21 protein-coding genes are annotated in these 25020 nt (G+C 60.8%); 14 read left to right on the top strand and 7 right to left on the bottom strand.

Annotated elements, in window-relative coordinates:
* Positions 1-5: 5 nt before the first annotated feature.
* From Q2941_RS18700 to Q2941_RS18685, 4 genes are all read left to right on the top strand, one after another.
* Complete coding sequence (locus Q2941_RS18700) at positions 6-1175, top strand: MFS transporter (RefSeq protein ID WP_458193387.1); 1170 nt, start codon at positions 6-8, stop codon at positions 1173-1175.
* Positions 1176-1426: 251 nt separating this feature from the next.
* Complete coding sequence (carB, locus tag Q2941_RS18695) at positions 1427-4891, top strand: carbamoyl-phosphate synthase large subunit (RefSeq protein WP_458193386.1); 3465 nt, start codon at positions 1427-1429, stop codon at positions 4889-4891.
* 208 nt (positions 4892-5099) lie between these two features.
* Positions 5100-5573, top strand: coding sequence for a transcription elongation factor GreA (gene greA, locus Q2941_RS18690; protein ID WP_027525218.1), 474 nt, complete (start codon positions 5100-5102; stop codon positions 5571-5573).
* A gap of 143 nt (positions 5574-5716) precedes the next feature.
* Entirely contained in the window at positions 5717-6124 is a 408-nt protein-coding gene (locus tag Q2941_RS18685) for a DoxX family protein (RefSeq protein ID WP_027525217.1), read from the top strand.
* Between the two features lie 89 nt (positions 6125-6213).
* On the opposite strand, the gene Q2941_RS18680 is transcribed toward Q2941_RS18685, so the two are convergent.
* Entirely contained in the window at positions 6214-6693 is a 480-nt protein-coding gene (locus tag Q2941_RS18680) for an Lrp/AsnC family transcriptional regulator (protein WP_027525216.1), read from the bottom strand.
* 271 nt (positions 6694-6964) lie between these two features.
* On the opposite strand from Q2941_RS18680, the gene trxB reads away from it, so the two are divergent.
* From trxB to Q2941_RS18650, 6 genes are all read left to right on the top strand, one after another.
* The gene (gene trxB, locus Q2941_RS18675) at positions 6965-7930 is read left to right on the top strand and encodes a thioredoxin-disulfide reductase (protein WP_458193385.1); all 966 of its coding nucleotides are present in this window, start codon (positions 6965-6967) and stop codon (positions 7928-7930) included.
* 5 nt (positions 7931-7935) lie between these two features.
* Positions 7936-8859: a LysR family transcriptional regulator gene (locus tag Q2941_RS18670; RefSeq protein ID WP_027525214.1), complete on the top strand. Its 924-nt coding sequence runs from the start codon at positions 7936-7938 to the stop codon at positions 8857-8859.
* A gap of 460 nt (positions 8860-9319) precedes the next feature.
* Positions 9320-10291: a 4-hydroxy-tetrahydrodipicolinate synthase gene (gene dapA, locus Q2941_RS18665; RefSeq protein ID WP_254110414.1), complete on the top strand. Its 972-nt coding sequence runs from the start codon at positions 9320-9322 to the stop codon at positions 10289-10291.
* A gap of 386 nt (positions 10292-10677) precedes the next feature.
* Positions 10678-10992, top strand: coding sequence for a hypothetical protein (locus Q2941_RS18660; RefSeq protein WP_458193384.1), 315 nt, complete (start codon positions 10678-10680; stop codon positions 10990-10992).
* Positions 10989-11225: a hypothetical protein gene (locus Q2941_RS18655; RefSeq protein ID WP_458193383.1), complete on the top strand. Its 237-nt coding sequence runs from the start codon at positions 10989-10991 to the stop codon at positions 11223-11225. Before Q2941_RS18660 ends, Q2941_RS18655 begins: the two co-directional genes overlap by 4 nt.
* Before the next feature lie 1006 nt (positions 11226-12231).
* Positions 12232-12828, top strand: coding sequence for a hypothetical protein (locus tag Q2941_RS18650; RefSeq protein ID WP_458193382.1), 597 nt, complete (start codon positions 12232-12234; stop codon positions 12826-12828).
* Positions 12829-13026: 198 nt separating this feature from the next.
* Here the strand turns inward: Q2941_RS18650 and Q2941_RS18645 are convergent, their stop codons facing one another.
* The 3 genes from Q2941_RS18645 to Q2941_RS18635 all read right to left on the bottom strand — a co-directional run bounded on the left by Q2941_RS18645 (position 13027) and on the right by Q2941_RS18635 (position 16069).
* Positions 13027-13698, bottom strand: a complete 672-nt coding sequence (locus tag Q2941_RS18645) for a hypothetical protein (protein WP_458193381.1) — start codon at positions 13696-13698, stop codon at positions 13027-13029.
* Positions 13699-13826: 128 nt separating this feature from the next.
* A complete protein-coding gene (locus Q2941_RS18640; protein WP_458193380.1) occupies positions 13827-14285 on the bottom strand; it encodes a phage terminase small subunit P27 family in 459 nt (152 codons plus the stop codon).
* A 152-nt stretch (positions 14286-14437) separates the two neighbouring features.
* Positions 14438-16069 (bottom strand): recombinase family protein, encoded by a 1632-nt coding sequence (locus Q2941_RS18635; RefSeq protein WP_458193379.1) that lies wholly within the window; start codon positions 16067-16069, stop codon positions 14438-14440.
* Between the two features lie 395 nt (positions 16070-16464).
* Here Q2941_RS18635 and Q2941_RS18630 point away from each other — a divergent pair, with 395 nt between their 5' ends.
* On the top strand, positions 16465-17886 hold the full coding sequence (locus Q2941_RS18630) for an IS630 family transposase (protein WP_458193378.1): 1422 nt from the start codon (positions 16465-16467) through the stop codon (positions 17884-17886).
* A gap of 167 nt (positions 17887-18053) precedes the next feature.
* On the opposite strand, the gene Q2941_RS18625 is transcribed toward Q2941_RS18630, so the two are convergent.
* Positions 18054-18695: a tyrosine-type recombinase/integrase gene (locus tag Q2941_RS18625; protein ID WP_458193377.1), complete on the bottom strand. Its 642-nt coding sequence runs from the start codon at positions 18693-18695 to the stop codon at positions 18054-18056.
* A gap of 126 nt (positions 18696-18821) precedes the next feature.
* On the opposite strand from Q2941_RS18625, the gene Q2941_RS18620 reads away from it, so the two are divergent.
* The 3 genes from Q2941_RS18620 to ltrA all read left to right on the top strand — a co-directional run bounded on the left by Q2941_RS18620 (position 18822) and on the right by ltrA (position 22597).
* Entirely contained in the window at positions 18822-19382 is a 561-nt protein-coding gene (locus Q2941_RS18620) for a hypothetical protein (protein WP_458193376.1), read from the top strand.
* Positions 19383-19788: 406 nt separating this feature from the next.
* Positions 19789-20679 (top strand): ABC transporter substrate-binding protein, encoded by an 891-nt coding sequence (locus Q2941_RS18615; RefSeq protein WP_458193375.1) that lies wholly within the window; start codon positions 19789-19791, stop codon positions 20677-20679.
* Between the two features lie 358 nt (positions 20680-21037).
* Positions 21038-22597, top strand: a complete 1560-nt coding sequence (ltrA, locus tag Q2941_RS18610) for a group II intron reverse transcriptase/maturase (RefSeq protein WP_458193374.1) — start codon at positions 21038-21040, stop codon at positions 22595-22597.
* A gap of 488 nt (positions 22598-23085) precedes the next feature.
* Here ltrA and Q2941_RS18605 read toward each other — a convergent pair whose 3' ends face one another.
* Both Q2941_RS18605 and Q2941_RS18600 read right to left on the bottom strand, forming a co-directional pair.
* Positions 23086-23718, bottom strand: coding sequence for a hypothetical protein (locus Q2941_RS18605; RefSeq protein ID WP_458193373.1), 633 nt, complete (start codon positions 23716-23718; stop codon positions 23086-23088).
* A gap of 721 nt (positions 23719-24439) precedes the next feature.
* Positions 24440-24868: a hypothetical protein gene (locus Q2941_RS18600; RefSeq protein ID WP_458193372.1), complete on the bottom strand. Its 429-nt coding sequence runs from the start codon at positions 24866-24868 to the stop codon at positions 24440-24442.
* Positions 24869-25020: the final 152 nt, after the last annotated feature.

Here is a 25020-nt window from a genome sequence, read left to right as displayed (position 1 = left end):
GTGCAATGAGCGTGTTCTGGCTGGCCCTGGCGGCCTTCGCGATCGGCACGGAAGGATTTGTTATTGCAGGGCTTTTGCCCGCGATCGCCACTGACCTCTCGATCTCCGTCTCGGCCGCCGGCCAATTGGTCACTGCTTATGCCCTCACCTACGCCGTGGGCTCGCCGATCCTGGCGGTAACGCTGAACAATATCGACCGCCGCACCGTGCTGGCCCTGGCACTGTCCACCTTCGTCGCCGGAAACCTCGCGGCGATGGTGGCATCCAACTACGCCCTGCTGCTGGCCTCGCGTATGCTGATGGCGCTGGGCTCCGGGCTGTGCATGCCGACGGCGCTCGCGGTGTCCGTGGCGGTCGCTTCACCCGAACGGCGCGGCCGTGCGGTGGCACTCGTCACCTCGGGCCTCACGGTCGCGACCGTTATTGGCGTTCCCGTCGGCAATCTCGTCGGCAGCCTGCTCGGCTGGCGCGCGACCTTCGCCATGGTCGCCCTGATCGGCACCGTTGCGCTCGCGGGCCTTCTGCTCGGCCTGCCCCGCGGCCTGCCGCGCAACACAGCCTCGCTCAGCGAGCGGCTGGCGGTGGCACGTCACAGCAATGTCCTGATCGCGCTTCTGATTACGATTTTATGGGCGCTCGGCGGCTTCACCGTGTTCACCTATTTCGCGGTCCCGCTGCGCGGCCTCGGCTTCGATGCTTCACAGATCAGCCTTGCACTGCTGGTGTTTGGCGGCGCCGCCGCGATCGGGAACATGCTCGGCGGCATTTTGGCGGACCGGCTCGGGACGCTGGCGACCGCGGCCCTCGGCCTTGCCGGCATGGCCAGCGCGCTGATCCTGCATTCACTGGTCCTGAAGCTGATGCCCCACCAGGCCCATTACGCTGTGCTGGGCGCGATCTTCCTCTGGGGCATTTCGGGCTGGGCGTTCTATCCGGCCCAAATCGCCAGCATCATCCGGATCGAGCCCCAGGCCTCGATGATCGCGCTCTCGCTCAACGCCTCCGCGATGTATCTCGGCTTCGCCATCGGCGGGGCACTGGGCGGCGCGGTGCTGGCAGCCCTCTCGCCCAACGACCTCGGCTGGATCGGCGGATCGAGTGTTGCGGCCTCGCTTCTGGTGCATCTCGCCCGTGGCTGGCAGGCACGGCCAAAACCGGCCCAAATTGCCGGTTGATGGGCATTTTTCGGGGTTTCGCCGCTCCGGAATCTGGTCTAAGACCCACCCGCGCGCGAGGGAAGACCCCGCGCGCGCATGATCCGCCAAAGTGTAGGCGGTTTGGCGTTAAGATCATGCGCTTCTTTGAGTGTAGAAGCGCGATCGGACGCAAAACCGGTGGCCACTTTTGCCGATCGCGCTTCGGCACAAGGGGACGCGCGGCAAGCGCGCCCTTTTTTTGTGCCCAGATTCCAGTCCGGCGAGAGTTGATGCCCAAACGTACAGACATCACCACCATCCTCATCATCGGCGCCGGTCCCATCGTGATCGGCCAGGCCTGCGAGTTCGACTATTCGGGCACACAGGCGGTGAAGACGCTGAAGGAAGAGGGCTATCGCATCGTCCTCGTCAATTCCAACCCGGCCACCATCATGACCGACCCGGAATTGGCCGATGCGACCTATATCGAGCCGATCACGCCCGAGATCGTCGCCAAGATCATCGAGAAGGAACGTCACGTCATTCCCGGTGGCTTCGCGCTGCTGCCGACCATGGGCGGCCAGACCGCGTTGAATTGCGCGCTGTCACTGCGCCGGCAGGGCACGCTGGAGAAGTTCGACGTCGAGATGATCGGCGCCACCGCTGACGCCATCGACAAGGCGGAAGACCGTCAGCTCTTCCGCAACGCCATGGAGAAGATCGGGCTGCAGACTCCGAAGTCGCGGCTCGCCAACGCGTCCGAACTGAAGAAGTCCTTCCGCGACAAATACCACGCCGAACGCGAGAAGCTGTCGGGCGCGGCTCTGGAAGAGCTTGATCGGCAATGGACTCTCGGCGAAGGCGACCGCCGCAAGCGCTACCAGGAACATGCGCTGGGACAGGCGATGATGGCGCTGTCCGAGATCGGCCTGCCCGCGATCATCCGTCCCTCCTTCACCATGGGCGGCACCGGCGGCGGCATCGCCTACAACAAGGAAGAATTCCTCGACATCATCGAGCGCGGCCTCGATGCCTCCCCCACCAACGAGGTCCTGATCGAGGAATCCGTTCTCGGCTGGAAAGAGTTCGAGATGGAGGTGGTGCGCGACAAGAAGGACAATTGCATCATCGTCTGCTCGATCGAGAATTTCGATCCGATGGGCGTGCACACCGGCGACTCCATCACGGTGGCGCCCGCGCTGACGCTGACCGACAAGGAATACCAGATCATGCGCGACGCATCGCTGGCGGTGCTGCGTGAGATCGGGGTCGAGACGGGCGGCTCGAACGTGCAGTTCGGCATCAACCCGGCCGACGGCCGCATGGTCGTGATCGAGATGAACCCGCGTGTTTCCCGCTCTTCGGCACTGGCGTCGAAGGCGACGGGCTTCCCGATCGCCAAGGTCGCGGCCAAGCTCGCGATCGGCTACACGCTTGACGAGATCGCCAACGACATCACCGGCGGCGCGACGCCGGCCTCGTTCGAGCCGACCATCGACTACGTCGTGACCAAGATCCCGCGTTTCGCCTTCGAGAAATTCCCCGGCGCCTCCCACACGCTGACGACCTCGATGAAGTCGGTCGGCGAGGTCATGGCGATCGGCCGCACCTTCCAGGAAAGCCTGCAAAAGGCATTGCGCGGACTCGAGACCGGGCTGACTGGCCTCGACGAGATCGAGATCGAGGGTCTGGGCCAGGGCGACGACAAGAACGCGATCCGCGCCGCGCTCGGCACGCCGACGCCGAACCGGCTGCTCCAGGTGGCGCAGGCGATGCGGCTCGGCTGGTCCAACGACGAGATCTTCAACTCCTGCAAGATCGACCCCTGGTTCCTTGCCGAGATGCGCTGCATCGTCGACATGGAGGACAAGGTCCGCAAAAAGGGCTTGCCGCAAAATGCCTTCGGCATGCGTACGCTGAAAGCCATGGGCTTCTCGGACGCGCGACTCGCGGTGCTCTCGGAGAGCACGGAAGCCGATGTGACGGCAAAGCGCCACGCACTCGGCGTCCGCCCGGTGTTCAAGCGCATCGATACCTGCGCGGCCGAGTTCGCCTCGCCCACCGCCTATATGTACTCGACCTATGAGGCGCCGTTCGCGGGCGCAGTTGCGGACGAGAGCGAGCCGTCGGACCGGAAGAAGGTCATCATCCTCGGCGGCGGCCCGAACCGCATCGGCCAGGGCATCGAGTTCGACTATTGCTGCTGTCACGCCTGCTTCGCGCTGCATGACGCCGGCTACGAATCCATCATGGTCAACTGCAACCCGGAGACGGTGTCTACCGACTACGACACTGCCGACCGGCTCTATTTCGAGCCGCTCACGGCCGAGGACGTGCTCGAGATCATCGCGACCGAGCGCAGCAAGGGCACGCTGCATGGCGTGATCGTGCAGTTCGGCGGCCAGACCCCGCTGAAGCTCGCGCGTGCGCTGGAGGCCGCCGAAGTGCCGATTCTCGGCACCTCGCCCGACGCCATCGATCTCGCCGAAGACCGCGACCGCTTCAAGCGCGTGCTCGACAAGCTCCGCCTCAAGCAGCCGAAGAACGGCATCGCCTATTCGGTCGAGCAGGCGCGGCTCGTCTCCGCCGATCTCGGGCTGCCGCTGGTGGTGCGTCCGTCCTACGTGCTCGGCGGCCGCGCGATGCAGATCATCCGCGAGGAGAACCAGCTCAACGACTATCTGCTCGGCACGCTGCCGGAGCTCGTGCCCGCCGACGTCAAGGCGCGCTACCCCAACGACAAGACCGGGCAGATCAACACCGTGCTCGGCAAGAACCCGCTGCTGTTCGACCGCTATCTCTCTGACGCCACCGAGGTCGACGTCGACTGCCTCTGCGACGGCAAGGACGTTTTCATCGTCGGCATCATGGAGCACATCGAGGAAGCCGGCATCCACTCCGGCGACTCCGCCTGCTCGCTCCCGCCCTACTCGCTCGATGCCCAGACGATCGAGGAGCTGGAGCGGCAGACCCGCGAGCTCGCGCTCGGCCTCGACGTCGTCGGCCTGATGAACGTGCAATACGCCATCAAGGACGGCGAGATCTACGTGCTCGAGGTCAATCCGCGCGCCTCGCGCACGGTGCCATTCGTCGCCAAGGTAATCGGCACGCCAGTCGCCAAGATTGCCGCCCGCATCATGGCTGGCGAGAAGCTCGCCGACTTCAGGCTGAAGAAGGCCCAGCTCAAGCATGTCGGCGTCAAGGAATCTGTGTTCCCCTTCGCCCGCTTCCCTGGCGTCGACACGGTGCTCGGTCCGGAGATGCGCTCGACGGGCGAGGTCATGGGCATCGATCGCTCCTTCGAGGTTGCGTTCGCCAAGAGCCAGCTCGGCGGCGGCACCCGCGTGCCGCGCAAGGGCACGGTGTTCGTCTCGGTGCGCGACAGCGACAAGAACCGCATCGCGGACGCGGTGCGGCTGTTGCAGTCCGTCGGCTTCAGGGTGCTGGCGACGTCGGGGACCCAGCGCTTCCTGGCCGACCAGGGCATTCCGACAGAGAAGGTGAACAAGGTGCTGGAGGGCCGTCCGCACATCGTCGACGCCATCACCAATGGCGACATCCAGCTCGTCTTCAACACCACGGAAGGTCCGCAGGCGCTCGCCGACAGCCGTTCGCTGCGGCGCGCAGCCCTCTTGCATAAAGTGCCGTATTACACCACTCTTTCCGGGGCCGTGGCGGCCGCGCAGGGCATCCGCGCTTATCTGGGCGGGGACCTTGAGGTTCGTACCCTGCAGAGCTACTTTTCGGAAACCTGATCGCTAGCGGGGGCCAAGCCCGCGCTAAGTGATTGGCAATGAAGCTACAATGGCCGGAGGAACTGTCCGGCCATGTGGTTGTTCTGTTCCGGCGCCAGCCCCACATAACGTTCCGGTGGCCGCGTGTTCAGCCCCGGGATCACCGACGAATCAAGGTTGCTGCGCCCTCCGTTATTGTGGGGCGCGCGGCCGAAGGACGAGAGAAGAGATGGAAAAGGTTCCGATGACTTCGGCCGGATTTGCCGCGCTCGGAGAAGAATTGAAGCATCGCCAGTCCGTGGATCGTCCGCGGATCATCGAGCATATCGCCGAGGCGCGCTCACACGGAGACCTGTCGGAGAACGCGGAATATCATGCCGCGAAGGAAGAGCAGTCCCACAATGAGGGCCGCATCGCCGAGCTCGAGGACAAGCTCGCGCGCGCCGACATCATCGACATCTCGAAACTGTCCGGCGACACCATCAAGTTCGGCGCCACCGTGACGCTGGTCGACGAGGACACCGAGAAGAAGACGGTGTGGCAGATCGTCGGCGAGGTCGAGGCCGATGCCAAGAAGGGCCGCATCTCCATCACCTCGCCGCTCGCCCGCGCGCTGATCGGCAAGAAGAAGGGTGCCTCCGTCGAGGTCAATACGCCCGGCGGCGCCAAGGCCTACGAGATCACCAAGGTCGAGTGGCGGTAATCCTTGCCGCAGTACCGAGTGGAAAAGCCGCGCGGCCAGCGCGGCTTTTTTGTTTCTCGGTCGTTGCGCGTTTGTGAGCTGCCGCGATTGTGAACGACGACGTCCTCGGCCATGCTCTCTTGGCTGCATCAAGGGAGGACACGATGGACGTCGATCGTATCGCCGCGCAGAGCCAGCCCTATCTGCTCAGCCTGTTCCGCTTCATCACCGGACTTCTGCTGTTCCAGTTCGGCGTGGCAAAACTGTTCAAGTTTCCGCCCGTCGAGATGTTCGCCGACGTCACGCCGCTGTCGCTCTGGGGCATCGCCGGCATGATCGAGCTGGTGTTCGGCGGCCTGTTGATGCTGGGCCTGTTCACACGCCTCGTCGCTTTCATCCTGTCGGGCGAGATGGCGTTCGCCTATTTCATCGAACATCTGCCGAACAGCTTCTTCCCGCTCGTCAATGAGGGAACGCTGGCGATCCTGTTCTGCTTTGCCTGTCTTTATCTTGCATCAGCCGGCAGCGGTCCGATCAGCGTGGACGCGATGCGGCGCGGGTCGACGATGTGAACGTAAAGTGAGGCCGCAAACTCGATGCACCTCTCCCGCAGGCGGGAGAGGGAGCGCACCTGCATCACGACGGCAGAAGCGATGGCTTCCTACCGCCGCCCCTTCACCTCGAGCGGCACGGCGGCTTCGTATTTCGAATTGTGCAGCACCAATGAGGTCCGGACATTGCGCACGTGCGGTGCCGCGGTGAGATGGGTGACGAAATCCTGGAACGTCGCCATGTCCGGCGCGACGCATTTCAGGATGAAATCGACCTCGCCCGACAGCATCCAGCATTCGCGCACCAGCGGTTCGGCGCGCACGAACTGCTCGAAGGCGCGTAAGTCAGCCTCCGCCTGGCTCGACAGATGAACGGCGGCGAACACCGTGACGTCGAAGCCGAGCTTTCGCGAGTCGAGCAACCCGCGATAGCCGTGGATATAGCCCTCCTCCTCGAGCGCCCGGACGCGGCGCAGGCAGGGCGGCGGCGAAATGCCGACACGCTTTGCCAGCTCGACATTGGTGATTCGTCCGTCGGCCTGGATTTCGGCGAGAATTTTGAGGTCGATCTCGTCTAGGTTCCGCGACACGTGATTGGAACTCCTGGCCTTATCTGCGGTATCGGGTGGGTTCGTCGCAATCCTCATAACCAGTCCAGCCAAGATGCGCAATTTTATTGCGCGTGCAGCGCAACGGTCTTTTGTTCCCGGGGGGAAAAATCCGCCGATATGGGCTGCAATTCTTGCATAGCTCGCCAGAAGGCTTAGATTAGCAACTGACATTTCAGCGCCTCCGCGGCGCCTTCCCAGGCACTATCCGCGCCCGCGCTGCAACTCCCCCAAGAGAGAGGCACCGGTCCACATGCGCGCGCCCATCCATGCCAAGGTCGTCATCATCGGCTCCGGCCCTGCCGGCTACACCGCGGCGATCTACGCCGCGCGTGCGATGCTCGAGCCGATCCTGATCCAGGGCATCCAGCCGGGCGGCCAGCTCACCATCACCACCGACGTCGAGAACTATCCGGGCTTTGCCGACGTGATCCAGGGTCCCTGGCTGATGGAGCAGATGGAAAAGCAGGCGCTGCACATGGGCACCCAGATCAAGACCGATCTGGTCACCAAATTAGAGACCGCGCACCGGCCGTTCCGCCTCACCTGCGACAGCGGCGACGTCTATCTCGCCGACACCGTGATCCTGGCGACCGGTGCGCAGGCGCGCTGGCTCGGCATCCCCTCGGAAGAGACCTTCAAGGGCTTTGGCGTCTCGGCCTGCGCCACCTGTGACGGCTTCTTCTACCGCGGCAAGGAAGTCATCGTGGTCGGCGGCGGCAACACCGCGGTCGAGGAAGCGCTGTTCCTGACCAATTTCGCGAGCCAGGTCACGATCGTGCACCGCCGCGATCATTTCCGCGCCGAGCGCATCCTCCAGGACCGCCTGTTCAAGAACCCCAAGATCAAGGTGGTCTGGGACAGCGCCATCGACGAGGTCTGCGGCGAGGCGAACCCCAGCAAGGTCACGCATGTCCGCCTGAAGAACGTCAAGACCGGCGCACACACCAACGTGAAGGCCGACGGCGTCTTCATCGCCATCGGGCACGCGCCGGCGACCGAGCTCGTGAAGGGTCAGGTGAAACTCAAACCGTCGGGCTATGTCGAGGTCGCCCCGAACTCGACCGCAACCTCGGTGCCCGGCCTGTTCGCGGCCGGCGACGTCGCCGATGAAACCTATCGCCAGGCCGTCACGGCCGCAGGCCTCGGCTGCATGGCCGCACTCGAAGCCGAACGTTTCTTGGCCCTGCGCGCCAGCGAGCGCGCGGCAGCGGAATAACGATCATGCCTCGAACACGCGACGGATTTACCGATATGGACTGGGACAAGCTGAAGGTGTTTCACGCGGCGGCGGAAGCGGGCAGCTTCACGCATGCGGGCGAACAGCTCGGCCTGTCGCAGTCGGCCGTGTCACGCCAGGTCTCGGCGCTGGAGCAGGAGCTCTCGGTCTCGCTGTTCCACCGCCATGCCCGCGGCCTGATCCTCACCGAGCAGGGCGACCTGTTGTTCCGCACCGCGCATGATGTGTTCATGCAGCTCCAGGCGGCGCGCGCGAAATTGACCGACAGCCGCGAGCGGCCGAGCGGCGACCTCAAGATCACCACCACGCCCGGCGTCGGCATCAACTGGCTGATCCCGCGGCTCGGCGAGTTCACGGCCCTGTACCCGGAGATCCGCATTTCGCTGATCGTGACCGACGAGGAGCTCGACCTGTCGATGCGCGAGGCGGATGTCGCGATCCGCACCCGCAAGCCGACGCAGCCGGATCTCATCCAGCGCAAGCTCTTCGCGATGGGCTTCCATGCCTATTGCTCGCCGGAATACATCAAGCGTTTCGGCACGCCGCGGACGCTGGAGGAGCTCGATGCTCACCGCATCATCACGCTCGCCGATGGCAATTTCGCGCCGCATTTGCAGAACCGCAACTGGCTGGTCGAAGCTGCACGCAACGGCTCGGGTCCGCGCGAGGCTTACTTCAAGGTCAACAACATCCTCGGTCTCGTGCGCGCCTGTCAGCAGGGCCTCGGGATTGCGGCGCTGCCGGATTATCTCGTCGAAGAGAACAGCCGCCTCGTGCAGCTGTTCGGCGAATCGGACTCGATTCAACTCGATACGTATTTCGTCTATCCCGAGGAGTTGAAGACGGTCGCACGCGTGCAGGTGTTCCGCGACTTCGTGGTGAGCAAGGCGCAACGCTGGCCGTCCTGATTTCCGCATGACTGACATGCGACCTCGGCTGTTGCTGCATGGCGCTGGAGAAGCCCATACTGTTTGCACGCTGAGCCTTCGCGTTGCGCATTTGTCCCCCTCCTCCAGTGGCGCGGGAGTTCAGTAATCCCTCTTGGAAGGTGATTGTGTCGGCCTCACGTGGCCAATACCTAAGCCGGGCTCTTTCGGGCCCGGCTTTTTTTCTGCCAATTTGGCCTTCGCTTTCCGCGTGTATTGACAGTTCCATATATCCCCCGCATCATTTGCACACCATGATCACGAATTCGTGCGCAATCCTGTCGAAGGCAATCGCCTCGAAGAAAAAAGGCCCCCATCCGGGGCCAAGGGATGTTTGCGCGCGCTAGACCTTCGTCATCGTCGCGATCCCGAAAACCCCGCCGTCTGGACGGGGTTTTTTCATGTGCCCTCCGTCTCAGACCTCAACTGAAGGAGATGGAACATGACCGACCTGAGACAACAACTGCAGGGCCTCTGGCTGCCTCTGGTGACGCCGTTTCGCGACGGCCGTCTCGACGAGCGCTCGCTGCGGCAGCTGACGCGGCACTACGCGCGCGAGGCCGTCGACGGCTTCATCCTGGGCGCGACCTCCGGCGAAGGCATGACGCTGAAGGGCGCCGAGCTCGAGCGCCTCGTCGCAGCCGTGCGCGAAGAGCTCGCCGCGTGCCGCCGCAACATTCCGATCGTGCTTGGCCTCTCCGGAGCGGACACCGCGCGGCTGAAGGAAAGCCTGGACGAGACCGCGGACTGGCCGATCGACGGCTATCTGATCGCGAGCCCCTACTACCTGCGGCCATCGCAGCGCGGCCTCCTGGCGCATTTCGAGGCGCTCGCCGAACACGCCGCCTGGCCGATCGTGCTCTACAACATTCCCTATCGCACTGGCGTCAATCTCACCAACCAGACGCTGCTCCGCCTCGCCGATCATCCCAACATCGTCGGCCTGAAGGATTGCAGCGCGAACCGCGAGCAATCGATCGCGCTGCTCCGCGACAAGCCGGATCACTTTCGCGTGCTGACCGGCGAGGACGCGCACACGCATGAGGCGCTGAGTGACGGCGCCGACGGCGCCATCCTGCTCTCTGCCCACATCGAGACCGCAACCTTTGCTGCGATCCAAACCGAGCTGAAGCGCGGCAATGCTGACACCGCGCTCGCGCGCTGGCAGGAGGTTTCGGAGTTGACGCGGCTGTTGTTCGCCGAGCCGAGCCCGGCGCCGGCGAAGTACTGGCTGTGGCGATGCGGCCTCATCGACAGCCCGGAGGTGCGCCTGCCGATGGTCGAGATCGGAAGCGAGCTCGCCGCCACGCTCGATCGCGAGCTGGCGCGGAGGTTGGAAAAATCCGCACGTGAGGAACCGTCGGTGGCTCCACGCCCTGACGGCCACATGGCAGCGCCTTTCATGCAGACCTGAGTTCGGACGGGTCGAGACCTATCCGATGTCCGATTGGCTGCGCCGCGATATCGGCCTGACCGAAGACGTCGTAAGATCGGCATTGGAGCGGCTTGACCACATCAGGCAGAGACACAGCGGATGGCTCTAGCTCTTCGCCTCTCCCCGCGCACACTGTCGTCCCTTCTCCCCTTGCGGGAGACGCATGATCGTAAATAAGCCTGTAGAAACAACGGAGTGGCTGCTCACTGTCCACCGTTCTGTCTCGCCCGGCCGAGCGAACGAAAAAGGCTGTGGAAGCCCGCTGATGCGTTCGGCGCGGCGGCCAGCGTCTCATAGCCAGGAGGCTCTGGAAAGGTACCAGCGGCCGCGCTGCGCTCTGCTACTGTCACCGGATGGCGCAACCGATGATCAAGCTCCTGCTCGCCCTCCTAACCATCGCGATGCTGTCCGCCGCGGCCTCGGCGCAGTCGCAAAATGAGATCGGTACGTGTGGGGGTATTCTGCATCGGGATAAGTCACGTCTTTTTGTGGGTGACCCCAAAACAGAGACGGCCGAAGACCTTCCCTGCTTCGTCGGACAAGCGGAGGTGAAAAGGGTTTTGTCGGTATGTGTTGTCGGGAGGTGGTGCGAGCTTGCAGGCGAGATTGATGGAAACTGTGAGCCCGGCAAGTGTGAGATACGCAAGATCACCTCGGTCAGCAGAAAGAAGAAGCAATGAAGCCCGCCATGATCGCACTGGCCGCGCTCGTTGCGATAACCGGCTCAGCGTCGGCGCAACAGCGCACCTACTACGACGCGGCCGGTCGCGTCGTCGGCCGGTCCTCGACCGACAGCCAAGGCACGACGACGACCCACGATGCGAGAGGCAAGGTGATTAGCCGCGAGTCCATCAGCGGCAACACGACCACGATCTATGACGCGAGCGGCCGGATAGTGGGCAAGCGACGATGACGACCAGATGGCGTGGTCGGCACAGCGCGAAGGCGACGCCCGCGCCGCGACGGAGCGGGTCAAGGCATGACACATGGCGAAGCGCGGGGCCTCAAGTCCCGCGCTTCAACAAGAGAAAGGGATTTGTGAAACGGCTTAGGGCCGCCGATGCAAGCCCGTCACCGCAATCGCACTAGGATTTAATCCTTGGGCCGCACGTGTGCGCGTACATGCTCCGGCCGCCGATGGCGGACGCGAACATAGGAACGCACCCAGTGCTTTTGACGTTTACGCATCGGTAAACCTCCACACAGGTGTTTGGGAGGTTCTAGTTGAAAACACCGTACGAACATGCGAGTTTTTCGAGGTGCGCCGCAATGCTGCCGAGTCTCTAACCAGAACCGGTTTGCGCGGTCTTTTAAGGCCTGCATCACCTGACCGTGGTGCAGGCCTTTACGCTGTCCGGGGCCGACCGCATGCCCCCGACGCAGCTAACGTCATCCCATAGTCGCTCTCCATCGTCACGTGTTGCGCGATTTTTGCGCAACGGACGTGCACCTTCCTCTCTAGCTGAAACGGAAGCAGTTACCGGACCGTTCCTCAGCGCCCGTCGCGAATCAGCACGAGCACATGACGGTCATTGGACACCCGCGCGCCTTCTCGGCGCAACGCACAACGTAGGCACGGGTGAGTTACGAACAGGCACCTGCCTGTTATTTATGCGAATCTATACCCGTATTCGCTAATTTCCAGCAAATGTCGCCTCGTCGCAACATCCGGGTATTACCGGGGGTGAACCATCCGGCAGCGCAGCACGGCTTCGATGACGAATCCACGGCGCGCGTGCTCGCCAACGTCGCGCCGTGACGCACGATTTGCGGGATCAAGTCATGGTCGATGGTCGCGTTCGCAGCACTGCGAAGACGCGGCTGCATCTCTTCAGTCGCAAATGCGACCCATGTGTCGCATTTGCCAGCCTCGTGGCGCACGCTCTATCTTCGCCGCCTTGACAGGGACCGGAAATTCATTGGCTCGCGCAAAACACCGGAGCAGACGGACTGCCCACCAGATTCGCCACGCCTACCACGAGGCGGGCCATGCGGTCGCGCATCGTGTGGTCGGCATGGCGTGCGGCGGGGCGTCGATCATTGCCGACTACGAACAGATGTTCGGTGGCAACGCTATCGCCGAAGAGCCGTACGCGGTCATGGGCGCGTGGGAACGGCGTAACAAGCATCGTTATGGGCGGTCGGTGTTCGTCGGTCGCATCATCGGCTACATGGCGGGACGCGAGGCCGAGATCGTCGCGTGCGGCGATCACAACGGGGGCGACGGCGACGATCTCATGCAGATCGGCCTGATGGCTGATGAAGCGGGGGATATCTCGATGGCCTACCTCGAACGCTTGCGGCTGAAGGTCGGCCCGCTGCTGCGTCGGCACTGGCGCAAGGTCGAGGCGGTCGCCGAAGCGCTGCTGGCCAGCAAGACGCTGTCCGGTGCCGAGATCGACGCCATCATCGACAGGGTGACACCCACAGCCGAACGGCAGGCCGCCGAGCGGGTTCAGGTGGCCCGAGAAAGGGACCTCCGGGAGAAGATGGCGCGATGGCACAAGAAGGCGTGAGAGACTTCTGATGCTCATCCGTCGGCAGCGGAGGCCGCTGATGCGTTCGGCATCTCGGCCGGTGTTCGGTAGCGGGCGGGTCGGATTAGGCGCACGGGCGGGGCGGCTGGCAGCGCTGTGGCATGCTAATCGTTGTCGCAATGCATCTTGGTGGCGGTGCTGTGGCCAAAGTCATACTGAAGCGTTGAGCAGCCGCCGCTAGATTGAGCCGTCGTCCTTCTTCACGACCGGCGCGACGGGCGGCTTCTTCTTCTGCGCGACGGGCGGCGTCTGCTCAGGCTGCTTCTGCGCGGGCGTGATGTCGTAGGGCTGCGTCGGCGTGCTCGGCGCACCATACGGCTGCGTCGGCCTGGACGCCTGCGGCGCGCCGTAGGGCTGCGTGGCTGGCTTGCCGAACGCGGCGATGCACCGGAACATCACCAGCGAGATCGCGCCACTGCCGCCGAGATTGACCACCCACGGGGCTTCGTTGCCGTTCTGGAAGCGCATGGACATACTCCTGGCCGCCGCGAAACGCTTGATGAACGGGATCGCGTCGTCTGGCCTGATCCTCCACTCGACAAGGCTCGCCGTTTCCTTCCCGGAATAGCCCGTGGCCTCGACCTCGTAGGTCGGCTCACCATCGACGTCGATGACGATCGGCACCTTGACGCCGTTCGGCAGGTCCCAGCTCGTCTTGAAAATCTGCACCAGCAGCCCCGGCTGTCCGACGATGAACTTGATGTGCATCGCGGCTTGGCCGTGCGACATCGTGCCGTGAGACTCCATGCCGCAGATTTGGTTCTGCTCGGCGTAGTACGCCTTCCAGTAACCGGAGACCTTCAAGTCCAGCGCGTTGGCTTGCCCGCTCAGTGCCAGCAGCCCTGCCATCGCTGCTGTCAATTTCCCCAGCCTCATCCTGCCCCTCACCGTGAACGCGCTCTTATGGCCGCTTGTACGTCCGAGGCTTCGCCCTCTACGAGGCTACGTCGCACTGGCTTGCTCGTCAACGCCGCGGCTCACGCGATCAGCCCGTCGAATTTACTCGGCGGCTTTGGCGGCTCCATGCCAGACAGGCGCAGGCGTGAGATCGGAGAGAGCCCAAAATGCGCGCCGAACTTCAACGCATCGTTCGCCGCTTGGCTCGCGATCCTGACTAGCGGATGCATGCGCTGCCCGCTCTTGGTGGTGATCGTCAACGAATCGAGTCGCCCGATGGCTTCCTCCGCCGTGCGCCAGTGCGCCATGGCGCTGCAGTAGGCCGCGAACGGGCCGACGTCGAGCACGGTCAGCAGGCCAAGCCGATGTAGCTCGGGCGCGATCGCACGCCATTCCTTTTTCGCGCGGTCGCTCAGTTGTTTGGGTGGCTCCGGACAGACGTTGGCCGATTGAGCCTCGGGTGGGACACGGGCGCGGCGCTTGCCAGGGTTGCCCTTGAGCAGGCGGAGATGTGGATGTTCGGGCGTCGGACCGGGCATTGGAGCCTCCTTTCCGGCCTCAGACAGAGCAGTCTACCACGGTTTTTTGAGCCTCAAGCCGCGGACAGCTTGTGAGGTAACAACGGACGTTAGACCCTCGGTAGTCGCCCAAGGCAGACATGGGCGAATTGACCAAAAGCTGGACATCAGCCCTAGGCTCGCGACCGCTGCCTCTTTCCTAATCCGAGATGGTCGCGTTGTTGTTGCTTCGAAGTCCTTAGCGCTACCTTGCTTACTCGTCGGACTAGTGATCGAGCCAGTTCATCAAAGGTCTGATAGACGACCACCTTGTGTCGTTTGAGATTTTTCTCGGAAATCCAAAGGAGGCGGCAGGTAAAAGACGCGGCAGGCACGAGAAGGTAATCCAGCACGGAGGCGTTGCCCTCAGCGAGCCGCATGGCAACGATCCATCCGTCGGTCGGTCGTGCGCGACGAACTAGTGGCCAACGCGCCCTACGGCCTACGTATTTCCGCCATTTGGCCACGCCGAAACATACGTTCACGGCATCATTTATCCGCAGGCATCTTATCGAAGGATAGTGGACGGCTTGTTGGCCTCTTTTCTCCAAAAGATCAAGAAGGCGCGCCGCATGTCCGACGTTCAAGTTAATCCACTGCTGGCCCGCCTCAAGATTGTTGCAGTACTTCGAGCCCTTGTAGCCGATCATGCGGTAAACATTCTGGAGCGTGCCAAAGTGCTTCGCATAAGTTGAGCTGCTGGGCAGGCCGGGAGCCGAATCGATAATTTTTATGCTCAGGCTTCCTTTTTTCGCCAGCACCTTACGCAGACGCGTCAACATTTCCTCCTCTGAAATGTAAACGCGGCTCTCCTCCAAAATCTTCTTCGCTCGAAGAAATACATCCTGATCGACGATTGGATCAACGCAGCCCTCACTTCTGATCCAACAGTGCTCCGGATTGTCGATCTTCTTTGTTCCAAGCTTTGAGGTAACACGATTCCAAACGAGATTGCCGATGTAGGTTTCGTTGCGGAGAAGCGCGCACATCTTGTTTGAATTCCATGGCTGCCCGTTTTTAGTCGGAACGCCTCGCCGGTTGAGATCACGTATGATATCTGCCTGCGACTTCCCTCGCGCGAACTGGTCGAAGATTCGTCTTATTTCGGCTCTCTCATCAGTTGATCCAGGACCGACCCGGACGTGATCGCTGCCTAAGTATTTTCGCTCGCCCGGTCTCAATATTCCTTTCTGATGTGACTTCTCGTCCACGGCCAGCCGCTCCAAACCATACCCGAGCGTGCCACCCATTTTATATCCGAGCCGCGCCAAGCGAGAACTTCCTGCATGAACTTTAACCGAGAGCTCGCGGCTAAATTCGGCCGCCATAACCCGCTTTATGTTCTTCACGATGCTTGAAACAAGACTTCCGTCGTTGTCAAATTGCTCGGCGCAGTAAGCAACTCTGATCCCGGCCTGTTTGCAGATGAACTCGTAGTATGCGCTTTCATCGACATCCTGGAAGCGGCCCCAGCGGCTGACATCATAGACCAACACGTGACTAAAATCGGCGCGACCGGTTTGAACGTCCTCGATCAATCGTGCCAGGCCCAACCTGCCCTTGATCCGAAGACCGCTTTCGCCCTCGTCGCGATAGGTGCAGGCGATCGTAAGTCCGTGCGCCTGCGCGTATGCGGCAATCGCAGCGGCTTGATTTTCGATTGAATACTTCTGGTAGTCCGTAGACATGCGGACGTACTGTGCCGCAAGCAGAGCCTTCTGTGCTGCGGGCAGTTTGTCCTTGTGGACGACAAGCGCGTTAGTCATGGCGCTTCTCTCGCGAAACACCAACGCTCTCAGCCACGCTCCCGACTGCTAAGAAAAGCCCAAACCGAACCCCGCGCGCAACCGAGAATACTACTCAATGGGATTTTCGATTCATTCGGATCTGCGTGTCTGACCAATCGTGGCAAAGGTATTTTCCGCTCTTGGCCCCCAAGCCGAACATCGCTTAAGCCGTTGCGATGTCGGCTGTTGGCGGTAAACCGGACGCCGGGGTGTGCTTGCCTCGACCGCCGCTTGTGACCCTCAACGGACCTCATCATCTCAGTGAGTAACGCGGAAGACGCCAAGGAGTATATTGACGACCAAGTTTCGGGAAGCGGTCGCTGACCCCAACGGTCAAGCTTTGCGGATGATGCCTTTGCTATTGGGATGTGCTCATGTACCGCGATCAGACTCTTTGGAAAAAGCTGCAACACAGAGTATTAGTGGACGGCATTTCCATCAAATCAATCAGCCGAACGACCGGAATTAGTCGCAAGACTATTCGCAAAATGCTGTTGCGTGACGCGGCGATCCCGTACCGTTCGCGAGGTAGAGGGACGACAATCAAACCAAAGCCGAAGGAACTCTCATCACGAACTACAGCAGAAACTGGGAGATGGGACGAGAAGCCCGGCAAGCAGAATGCCTTCGAATGGATGCGGTCCGTTCTGCAAAATGAACTAGAACAAACGCGTTTGTATGATCAAGTGCGCATCAAACTCGACGAACTAAGGAAACTGACCGACCGCCTCTACAATGGACGCCTGTCTGAGCGCAACAAATCGATGGCTGTACTAGCGGTGGCACACGGTATTCGCCAAAACGCCATTTGTCAGTTTCTCGGAATCGACCGCAAGACCGCTCGCAAATACCTTGCAATTTTCTGGCGAAGCGGGACAGCAGGATTATTCGCGCCTCAGTCCAGGTCAGGTCGAAAATGTGATAGCGAGAACTTGCGAACTGCCATCTTTTCACTGTTGCATGAACCGCCGTCAAATTACGACATCAACAGAACCAGTTGGACGATGGCTGCATTGACAAAGACGTTAGCGGAAAAGGGATATCCAGCTTGTCCAGCTGTTATTCGTAAAATTACTAGGTCTTCCGGATATCGGTGGCGCAAAGCTCGGCTTGTTCTAACTTCAAGTGACCCGGCCTACAGAGAAAAGCTTGATCGGGTTAGAACAATACTTTCCCAACTGGCTCCAGATGAGGCCTTCTTCTCTATCGATGAATTTGGACCATTCGCAGTAAAAACGAAACCCGGTCGAACGCTTGCAGGACCGGGTGAGCAAAGAATCGTTCCTCAGTGGCAAAGATCGCGAGGTTCATTGATACTTACTGCCGCGCTTGAATTGTCCAGCAATCAAATACACTACTTCTTCAGCGCAAAGAAAAACACCGCTGAAATGATCCGAATGTTCGAACTACTGATTGCGGACTATAAGCAGTATCGGACCATTTATCTTTCTTGGGACGCCGCCTCGTGGCACATTTCCAAACGGCTATACGAGAGCATCGATAAACATAACATGGCATCAGGCAACCCGTTGGTGGAAACGGCCCCGTTGCCATCGGGAGCGCAGTTCCTGAACGTCATAGAGTCCGTGTTCAGCGGAATGGCCAGGGCCGTTATTCACAATAGTGACTATAAATCGGTCGATGATGCGAAAAGCGCAATCGAGCGCTACCTTGCCGAACGAAATGAACATTTTAAGGGCCACCCACGAAAAGCGGGCAATAAGATATGGCGCAGTGAGCGAGTGCCGGCAGCGTTCTCCGAGGCCAACAACTGTAAGGACCCGCTCTATCGATAGTCGATGATCGAGCGCTGTGCGAAACAACCCTCCCGGCACGACTGTGCAGCTAGCCCTCAGCGCCGTGAAGCGAGCCGAGACTTACTTCGCTGCGGTGCATGAGTCCGGAATTGGCCCACACCAGCCCTTAGTAGGCGGGCAGAGCATGTCCGCTCTGCCCAGGTATTTCAGACATCAACTTGCTCTGCTATCGCCAAGGCGTCGTCGACCTCAATGCCGAGATACCGGACTGTGCTTTCGATCTTGGTGTGCCCGAGCAATAGCTGGACGGCCCTGAGGTTGCCTGTTCGCCGATAGATTAACGTAGCTTTTGTGCGGCGCAGTGAGTGCGTCCCGAACAGTTTCGGGTCCAATCCGATGCTGCCGATCCACTCGGAGACGAGCCGGGCATATTGCCGGGTTGTCAAGCTGCGCTGAGGACCGCGATGGCCGGTAAATAAGAATTCACCCGGCTGCTTCCTCGTGGCCCTTAAATAATCATCGACCGCCTGCCGGGTCTGTTCGCTCAATTCAAATCGGACAGGCCGCCCGGTTTTCTTTTGTCGGACGGTTGCACGATCGGCCGTGTATCCACTGGCGGCGATATCCTCGACCCGGATGGCGACGACATCGCAGCCACGAAGCTTGCTGTCGATTGCGAGATTGAACATGGCCAGGTCGCGCGCGCGGCCCTCGATCTGGAGCTTGGTCCGGATTGACCAGACATGCTTAGGCCGCAGCGGCGGCTTTGCCCCGATCAGCTTGCCCTTGTTCCAGGGCAATCGCCTATCGGACCTCTCGGCAGCATTTACCTGATCCTGCATGGTCATACTCCTCAGTTGCGGGGAGCAGAGCATGTGCCGGACTTGGGGTGGCCTTGAACTTAGCTAATCTCTCCTGTTGCATATGTGGTGTATCGTCGACGGCTGAAAGCCATCTCTGAAAGGTTCGCGGCCGTGGTCCGTAGCAAGAACGCATCACCAACATGGAGCGACGTCAAGCTCGCTCTCCTCGAGTTCGATCGCGCGGGACTGCGGGGACTGGTTCAAGATCTATACACAGCGAGTAAAGATAACCAAGCGTTCTTGCATGCCCGCTTGGGGCTGGGTCACGATCAACTTCAGCCTTTCAAGGCAAGTATTTCCAAGTGGATTTCTCCGGACCTGATGAAAGGGCAGCCCATATCAGCTTCGAAAGCCAAGAAGGCGATTGCGGATTACAAAAAAGCCATTGGGCGGGCCGAGGGGATGGTGGAGCTATCGATATTTTATTGTGAGGAGGGGGTCGGTTTTCTGGAATCCTGCGGCATGGAAAATGAAAGCTACGCTTCTGCTTTGATCCGCATGTACGGACGGTCCCTCGAACTTGTGTCCAGGCTCTCCGCTGCCGAACGTGTCACCTACCTTGAGCGTCTCGATAAGCTTAGATCACGCGCGAAGAACGTCGGCTGGGCGGTGGAAGAGGAATTCAATAGCCTTTGGAGTGCTGCTGATCTGGACGCGTACCAAAATGAATGAATACGCGTTCTGTCGGATGAGGTGATCGATATAGGAGACCGGGTCGCCTGTCATACGGCAGACGGGTAGCGGGCAATTCGCCGCCGGCTTCACAAAACAGGCCGGTTTTTGGCCCAAACGCACTTGCCGCCGCAGTACCCGTATGTCCGCTGTCAGGGGATGAACCGACCTGGACGGGCGCGGCCTAAGGTCCGAGTCTGACCCTGAGCTGACCTTTCGGTCGAGCAAATTGTCTCGCTTAGAACCTCGTCGTGTGGTCAGATTGAAGGACTCAGAACGATGCCGATAGGGTGATCGCATGAGGCGGCGGGAATTCATTACTGCCCTGATGATTGCGCCTGTTGCGCGACATGCTGTAGCGCAAGAACGAGCAAAGACGAAACGCCTCGCAGTCGTAGACCCGTCGATGAAGGTCGCCGATATGGCGAAGGATCCGACTTACCGCATCTTCTTCAAGGAGTTGAACCGCGTCGGCTACGTTGAGGGCCAGAACCTTGTGGTAGATCGTTACTCCGCCGAAGGAGCAAGGGAACGCCGTGCTGACCTGGCTCGCGAGGTGGTGAGCACCCGCCCTGACCTGATATGCGCGTTCGGCAACGACCTGACATCGGCCTTCAATGCTGCCACCAGAGAGATTCCCGTTGTCGTCATAGCTGCTGGCGATCCGGTCGCCTTGGGGATTGCGGCTAGCCTTGCTCATCCCGGCGGAAACATTACAGGTGTCGCAGTAAATGTTGGGGTCGAGTTCTATGGGAAGCGTCTCGAGCTTCTTAAAGAGATGGTGCCAAGGTTGTCCAAGGCGTTTTACCTTCTCTCACAATCATTGTTGCAAAGCGCCGGGGGCATGCCGATGCGAGAAGCAGCTAAGCGCTTGGGCGTTTCATTGATCCCTGTGGTGTTGGCCTGGGACAACATCAATGAGGCAGCGTATGAGAACGCCTTCAAATCGATGGAACAGGATAGGGCAGATGCGCTTCTGGTCTCCACTGATCCTGAACATTACGCCTATCGGACTAGGCTGGTCGAATTGGTCGCGAAGACTCGGCTGCCCGCGATCTTGCCAGATCGCCGATTCGTCGAAATCGGCGGGCTGATGAGTTACGGAAACGATATTGTGGAATCATATCGCCTCATCGCCAGCCAAATCGCTGACATTCTCAGGGGCACGAAACCGGAGGACTCGCCTTTTTACCAAGTGACGAAATTTGAATTGGTCATCAACATGAAGACGGCGAAGTCGCAGGGGATCGACGTGCCGCCCGCGCTGCTTGCCCGCGCCGACGAGGTGATCGAATAGGTGCGCCAGCCGCAAGCTGGTGCGATCCAGCCGGAGAAAGTCCGGTTCAAGTAAGGAGTAGCGTCTGCTTGGTAGCGAGTGTTGCGTGGCCACTGGCGACAGTGTCTGCGAAGCGTACACAGCAATTGCATGGGGTGTGGGATTGAGCCGCGAAAGATCAGATATCGCAGGGGCCGAGGGTTTCTATTCGCTCGAAGGCAACATGTGCGTCACCGCTATGCGAGGTGCTGACGCCCTGCCGGGGTCTAAGGCCACATCACGTGCAAAAGGATCGCATCGGAAGCTGGGAGATCTCGGGTCTGACCGGAGCGGCATAGCCGTTGCCGGCCCGCATCGGGAAGGTGAGGAGCCGTAGCCGATGATGAACGGACCCGAGAAGTCGGACTCCGCCATAGTAGCGACGAAGCCGGCGAACAAAGCGGAGCCCTCTGTGGAGCGATCTGCAGGGGAGCCCTACGCGGCGGAGCCGGTGGAGCGAAGGGCGGGGACCAAGGGGAATGCGGGCCAGCAAAGCACGCGCCGGACACAGAGTCGGGAAAGCGTGTCACAGGCGCTGGAACGCATACGGAAAGTCGCGAGAGAAAGGAACAAGGAGAAGTTCACCGCGCTCCTTCACCACATCAACATTGACCTACTCGAAGAGGCGTTCTTCGAACTCAAGAAGAACGCAGCATCCGGCGTAGATCGGCTGACGTGGAAGGACTACGAGGCAGACCTTGAGCGCAATCTCAAGGACTTGCACGCACGGGTCCAACGGGGAGCGTATCGGGCACTGCCGAGCCGGCGGGTCTACATCCCCAAGCCGGATGGCCGACAGCGCCCGCTCGCGGTCGCCGCGCTAGAGGATAAGATTGTCCAACGGGCGGTGACCGCACTGCTGAACGCGATCTATGAGGAAGACTTCCTCGGGTTCAGTTACGGATTCCGACCTGGCCGCAGCGCCCATGATGCAATGGACGCGCTCTGCGTCGGAATCCACAGCAAGAAGGTGAGCTTCATTCTGGACGCCGACATCCGGTCGTTCTTCGACGAGATCAGCCAGGAATGGCTGGTACGATTCTTGGAGCATCGGATCGGCGACCGGCGCATCATCCGCCTGATCCAGAAATGGCTGAAGGCGGGCGTCCTGGAAGACGGAGTCGTTACGGTCAGTGACAGGGGGACGGGGCAGGGCTCGGTGATCTCACCACTGCTTGCCAACATCTACCTGCACTTTGCCTTCGATCTCTGGGTCGAGCGCTGGCGACAGCGCGAGGCCACGGGCGACATGATTATCGTGCGTTATGCCGATGACTTTATCATTGGATTCCAGCATGAGACCGACGCCCAACGCTTCCTGGACGAGATGCGCAAGCGGTTGGGGGAGTTTGCACTGTCGCTGCACCCTGAGAAGACCCGGTTGATCGAGTTCGGACGCTTTGCGGCAGAACGCCGTAAGCGGCGCGGACTCGGCAAGCCGGAGACCTTCAACTTCCTAGGCTTCACCTTCATTTGCGGCAAAACCCGCTCGGGCAAATTCCAGATCAAGCGGAAGACCCGAAGGGATCGCATGCGGGCGAAGTTGCGGGAGATCAAGCAGGCGCTGCGACGGTGCATGCACCGGCCGATCCCCGAACAAGGGAAATGGCTGGGGCAGGTCGTCCGCGGCTACTTCAACTACCATGCAGTGCCGACCAACGGACAAGCACTGGATGTGTTCCGGCACCATGTCACCGACCTCTGGCGGCGCACGCTGCGGCGGCGTAGCCAGAAGGATGGGATCACGTGGACACGGATGACGCAGCTGGTGAACGACTGGCTCCCGAAACCCATCATCCTCCATCCCTGGCCGAGCGATCGCTTCGCCGTTACGCACCCAAGGTGGAAGCCGTATGCGGGAAAGCCGCCCGTACGGCTTTGTGCGGGGGGCGCTCAGTAATGAGCGTCCCTACCGCGTCGACGCGGTTCGCTGCGGTGCATGAGTCCGGTGATGGCCCGAAGCGGCGGTTTCCTCGACGGAAGCAATCCTTCTGCTCACGAGGGCTAAGCGGACATCGTAAAAAAGTTCTCCAACCTGCGGCCGCTAACGTTGGACCGCCGCCGCGCTCGGAAAAACTGCGGGTCACGAATTCTCTCACCGCCCCCCCGGGCCCCTTGGATTTCCCTTTTCTAGCGATCTTCGACCGAGTCTCTCAAGCGCGTCTCGGTTGGCTTTGCGTTCATCGTCATGGGAATCGCAGTGGAGGCCAATTGTCAAAAATGCACGTCAGCGCCGCCAGTCCCGCCTTGCCTGTTGGATCAGCTAGACCGCCGCAGCCAGCGCGGGGACGAGCCATCCTTTCGTCGGCATGACCGAGTAGCGCAGTGCGATCTATGCGCCGATGATGGCCACAATCAACTGGTAGTGCGCCCTGTTGTCGTTGCCCATCATATGCCTCCGTCGTCGCGCTTAGATGGTTTTGCGCCGTTGGTGGTCGCGCCATTGCCACCACTGAATGGCTGGGTCGGCTTGGTGCCATACGGCTGCGTCGCCTTCGGCTGTCGCTCGTTGAGCACTAGCGCGCACTTGCGGAATGCCTCGCCGACTTCGGAGCTGCCGTACAGGGTGACCGGCCAAGGCCGTTCGCTTCCCTCTCTGAAGCCGACCGTCATCGTGTTTCCGGTCATGAACAGCTCGATGAACGACTTGGAGAAGCTGTCTGCGATATGGAAGTGAATCCAGCTACCGAGACCAGCGCCACTGGGCGCGGGGCTGCCGCCAGCAGTCACAGGGTACTGGTTGCCGTTATCGAACTGCACGTAGATTGGCACGTCGGTGCCTGCCGGGATCGCCCAGTTCGATTTATAGATCTGGACGAAGATATTGCCGCCCGGAACGTATTTGATCATAACGCCGCCGGTTGCTCCGTTCGAAGCGTCGAGAGACTGACGCATACCGCACATCGGCTTGCCATCGGCATTGCTCGGGTCGTACCAAGCCGTCCAATAGCCAGCGGTGCGCAGCGTCGTCTTGTTGTCATCGACGCTGGCGGCCTGCGCGGCGGTTGCCATCAGCAGCATGGCCGCTGCGCCGAGTAGAGATCGTTTCACAGCTTGTTCTCCAAGAAGTCGGGCGCAGTCGGTTGCGGCAGCGCCGGTTGCGATGAGAGGGGATGGGTTGCGGCAGCGCAGCCGTGCAGCGCGACGAGGCCTGCATCACCAGCGCGTTGTTCCTGTTGCGGTCGTACAGCCACTACATGTAGGCGACGCCGCCCTCCTCACGCCGGACCTCGCCGATCATGTACAGATGCGCGCGCGGTTCAGCGTGCCCTGCCACTGCAGCGCCACTGATGATCATCGGGAACGTACCGCACGGTCACGCCGACCACCGGATTAGTGACGCGCGGATCGTCGCCGAGCGCGACGCGCCCGCAGTTCAGTTTGAGGGCGGATGCTGCGGGGTGCTGATCATCAGCAATCCAGCGGCGGCGAGCAGACATCGTCTCATTGGTCTGAGTTGCTCCTCTTGTACTGGCCGGACTTGATCAGCGGCCACGCTTTTTCGTATCGCATCACGTCGTCATGCTTCGCGCGCCAGTGGGCGTCGATGCCGTCCCAACCGTTGCCTTGGAAAACGTGGTGACACTCCGGGCAAATGCGCGGTTCAGGTGAAGATCGTTTCATTGGCTCGTAAGCTCCTGTATGTGCGAGCTGCGTTGTGCCGTGCTCTCGCGACGCCCCAACCCCGGTAGGTTTGCGCAGCCGGGGGGACACCACGATCAAAATGTTCGGTGGTCAGGATTCAGCGCACGATCATCTTGTAGCGCACCTCGTAGGCCAATCCGGTCGGATAGATGACCAGAACCTTGAAGCTGTCCGGGCCGACATAGTCGTCATTTGACTTATAGTACATGACAGTACCGGGCATCTTGCTGTCGTTGCATTTGGCGAGTTTGTTGTCCTGTTTGAAGGTCGGGAAATCCTCGACCACTTCAGTGTCAAACGTACCGTGCTCAGGGGATTGCAGCGTTCTCACCACGATGGTGCCCACAGATGAGCAATCCGGCTTGGCCGCATACACGAAGCTCAACTTCAGCTTGTTGCCGGATCCAACGTATTTGCTCCACTCTTCCCTTTTTAGGCCAGCAGAGAGTTCTTCTTTGGTCCAGTCGTTGGCATGAGCAGAGGTCGTCAGCAGCGCAAGCGCTGCCGCAGTCAGTAGTCGTTTCATTTTTTTGCTTGCTCCTTTGAAGCGCCGGAATGGCACTCCCAACGCCCCAACCCCGGTAGGCTTACGCCGCCGGGGATACGATATGGACCTGATTTCGGGACCTTCGGCCATGCCAATCCACCCAACACGCTAAACGCGCGTTAGCCACGGAA

This window comes from Bradyrhizobium sp. UFLA05-153, assembly GCF_054185185.1.
This window is presented reverse-complemented; position numbering and strand designations above follow the sequence as displayed.

Excerpts from the sequence above, each read along its gene's own strand:
- ltrA (WP_458193374.1), top strand. The coding sequence starts at position 21,038 with ATGATGAACGGACCCGAGAAGTCGGACTCCGCCATAGTAGCGACGAAG.
- Q2941_RS18685 (WP_027525217.1), top strand. The coding sequence starts at position 5,717 with ATGGACGTCGATCGTATCGCCGCGCAGAGCCAGCCCTATCTGCTCAGC.
- dapA (WP_254110414.1), top strand. The coding sequence starts at position 9,320 with ATGACCGACCTGAGACAACAACTGCAGGGCCTCTGGCTGCCTCTGGTG.
- Q2941_RS18600 (WP_458193372.1), bottom strand. The coding sequence starts at position 24,868 with ATGAAACGACTACTGACTGCGGCAGCGCTTGCGCTGCTGACGACCTCT.
- Q2941_RS18605 (WP_458193373.1), bottom strand. The coding sequence starts at position 23,718 with ATGCTGCTGATGGCAACCGCCGCGCAGGCCGCCAGCGTCGATGACAAC.
- Q2941_RS18670 (WP_027525214.1), top strand. The coding sequence starts at position 7,936 with ATGCCTCGAACACGCGACGGATTTACCGATATGGACTGGGACAAGCTG.
- Q2941_RS18660 (WP_458193384.1), top strand. The coding sequence starts at position 10,678 with ATGATCAAGCTCCTGCTCGCCCTCCTAACCATCGCGATGCTGTCCGCC.
- carB (WP_458193386.1), top strand. The coding sequence starts at position 1,427 with ATGCCCAAACGTACAGACATCACCACCATCCTCATCATCGGCGCCGGT.
- Q2941_RS18615 (WP_458193375.1), top strand. The coding sequence starts at position 19,789 with ATGAAGGTCGCCGATATGGCGAAGGATCCGACTTACCGCATCTTCTTC.
- Q2941_RS18645 (WP_458193381.1), bottom strand. The coding sequence starts at position 13,698 with ATGGCAGGGCTGCTGGCACTGAGCGGGCAAGCCAACGCGCTGGACTTG.
- Q2941_RS18655 (WP_458193383.1), top strand. The coding sequence starts at position 10,989 with ATGAAGCCCGCCATGATCGCACTGGCCGCGCTCGTTGCGATAACCGGC.
- trxB (WP_458193385.1), top strand. The coding sequence starts at position 6,965 with ATGCGCGCGCCCATCCATGCCAAGGTCGTCATCATCGGCTCCGGCCCT.
- Q2941_RS18635 (WP_458193379.1), bottom strand. The coding sequence starts at position 16,069 with ATGACTAACGCGCTTGTCGTCCACAAGGACAAACTGCCCGCAGCACAG.
- Q2941_RS18640 (WP_458193380.1), bottom strand. The coding sequence starts at position 14,285 with ATGCCCGGTCCGACGCCCGAACATCCACATCTCCGCCTGCTCAAGGGC.
- Q2941_RS18700 (WP_458193387.1), top strand. The coding sequence starts at position 6 with ATGAGCGTGTTCTGGCTGGCCCTGGCGGCCTTCGCGATCGGCACGGAA.
- Q2941_RS18625 (WP_458193377.1), bottom strand. The coding sequence starts at position 18,695 with ATGACCATGCAGGATCAGGTAAATGCTGCCGAGAGGTCCGATAGGCGA.
- greA (WP_027525218.1), top strand. The coding sequence starts at position 5,100 with ATGGAAAAGGTTCCGATGACTTCGGCCGGATTTGCCGCGCTCGGAGAA.
- Q2941_RS18630 (WP_458193378.1), top strand. The coding sequence starts at position 16,465 with ATGTACCGCGATCAGACTCTTTGGAAAAAGCTGCAACACAGAGTATTA.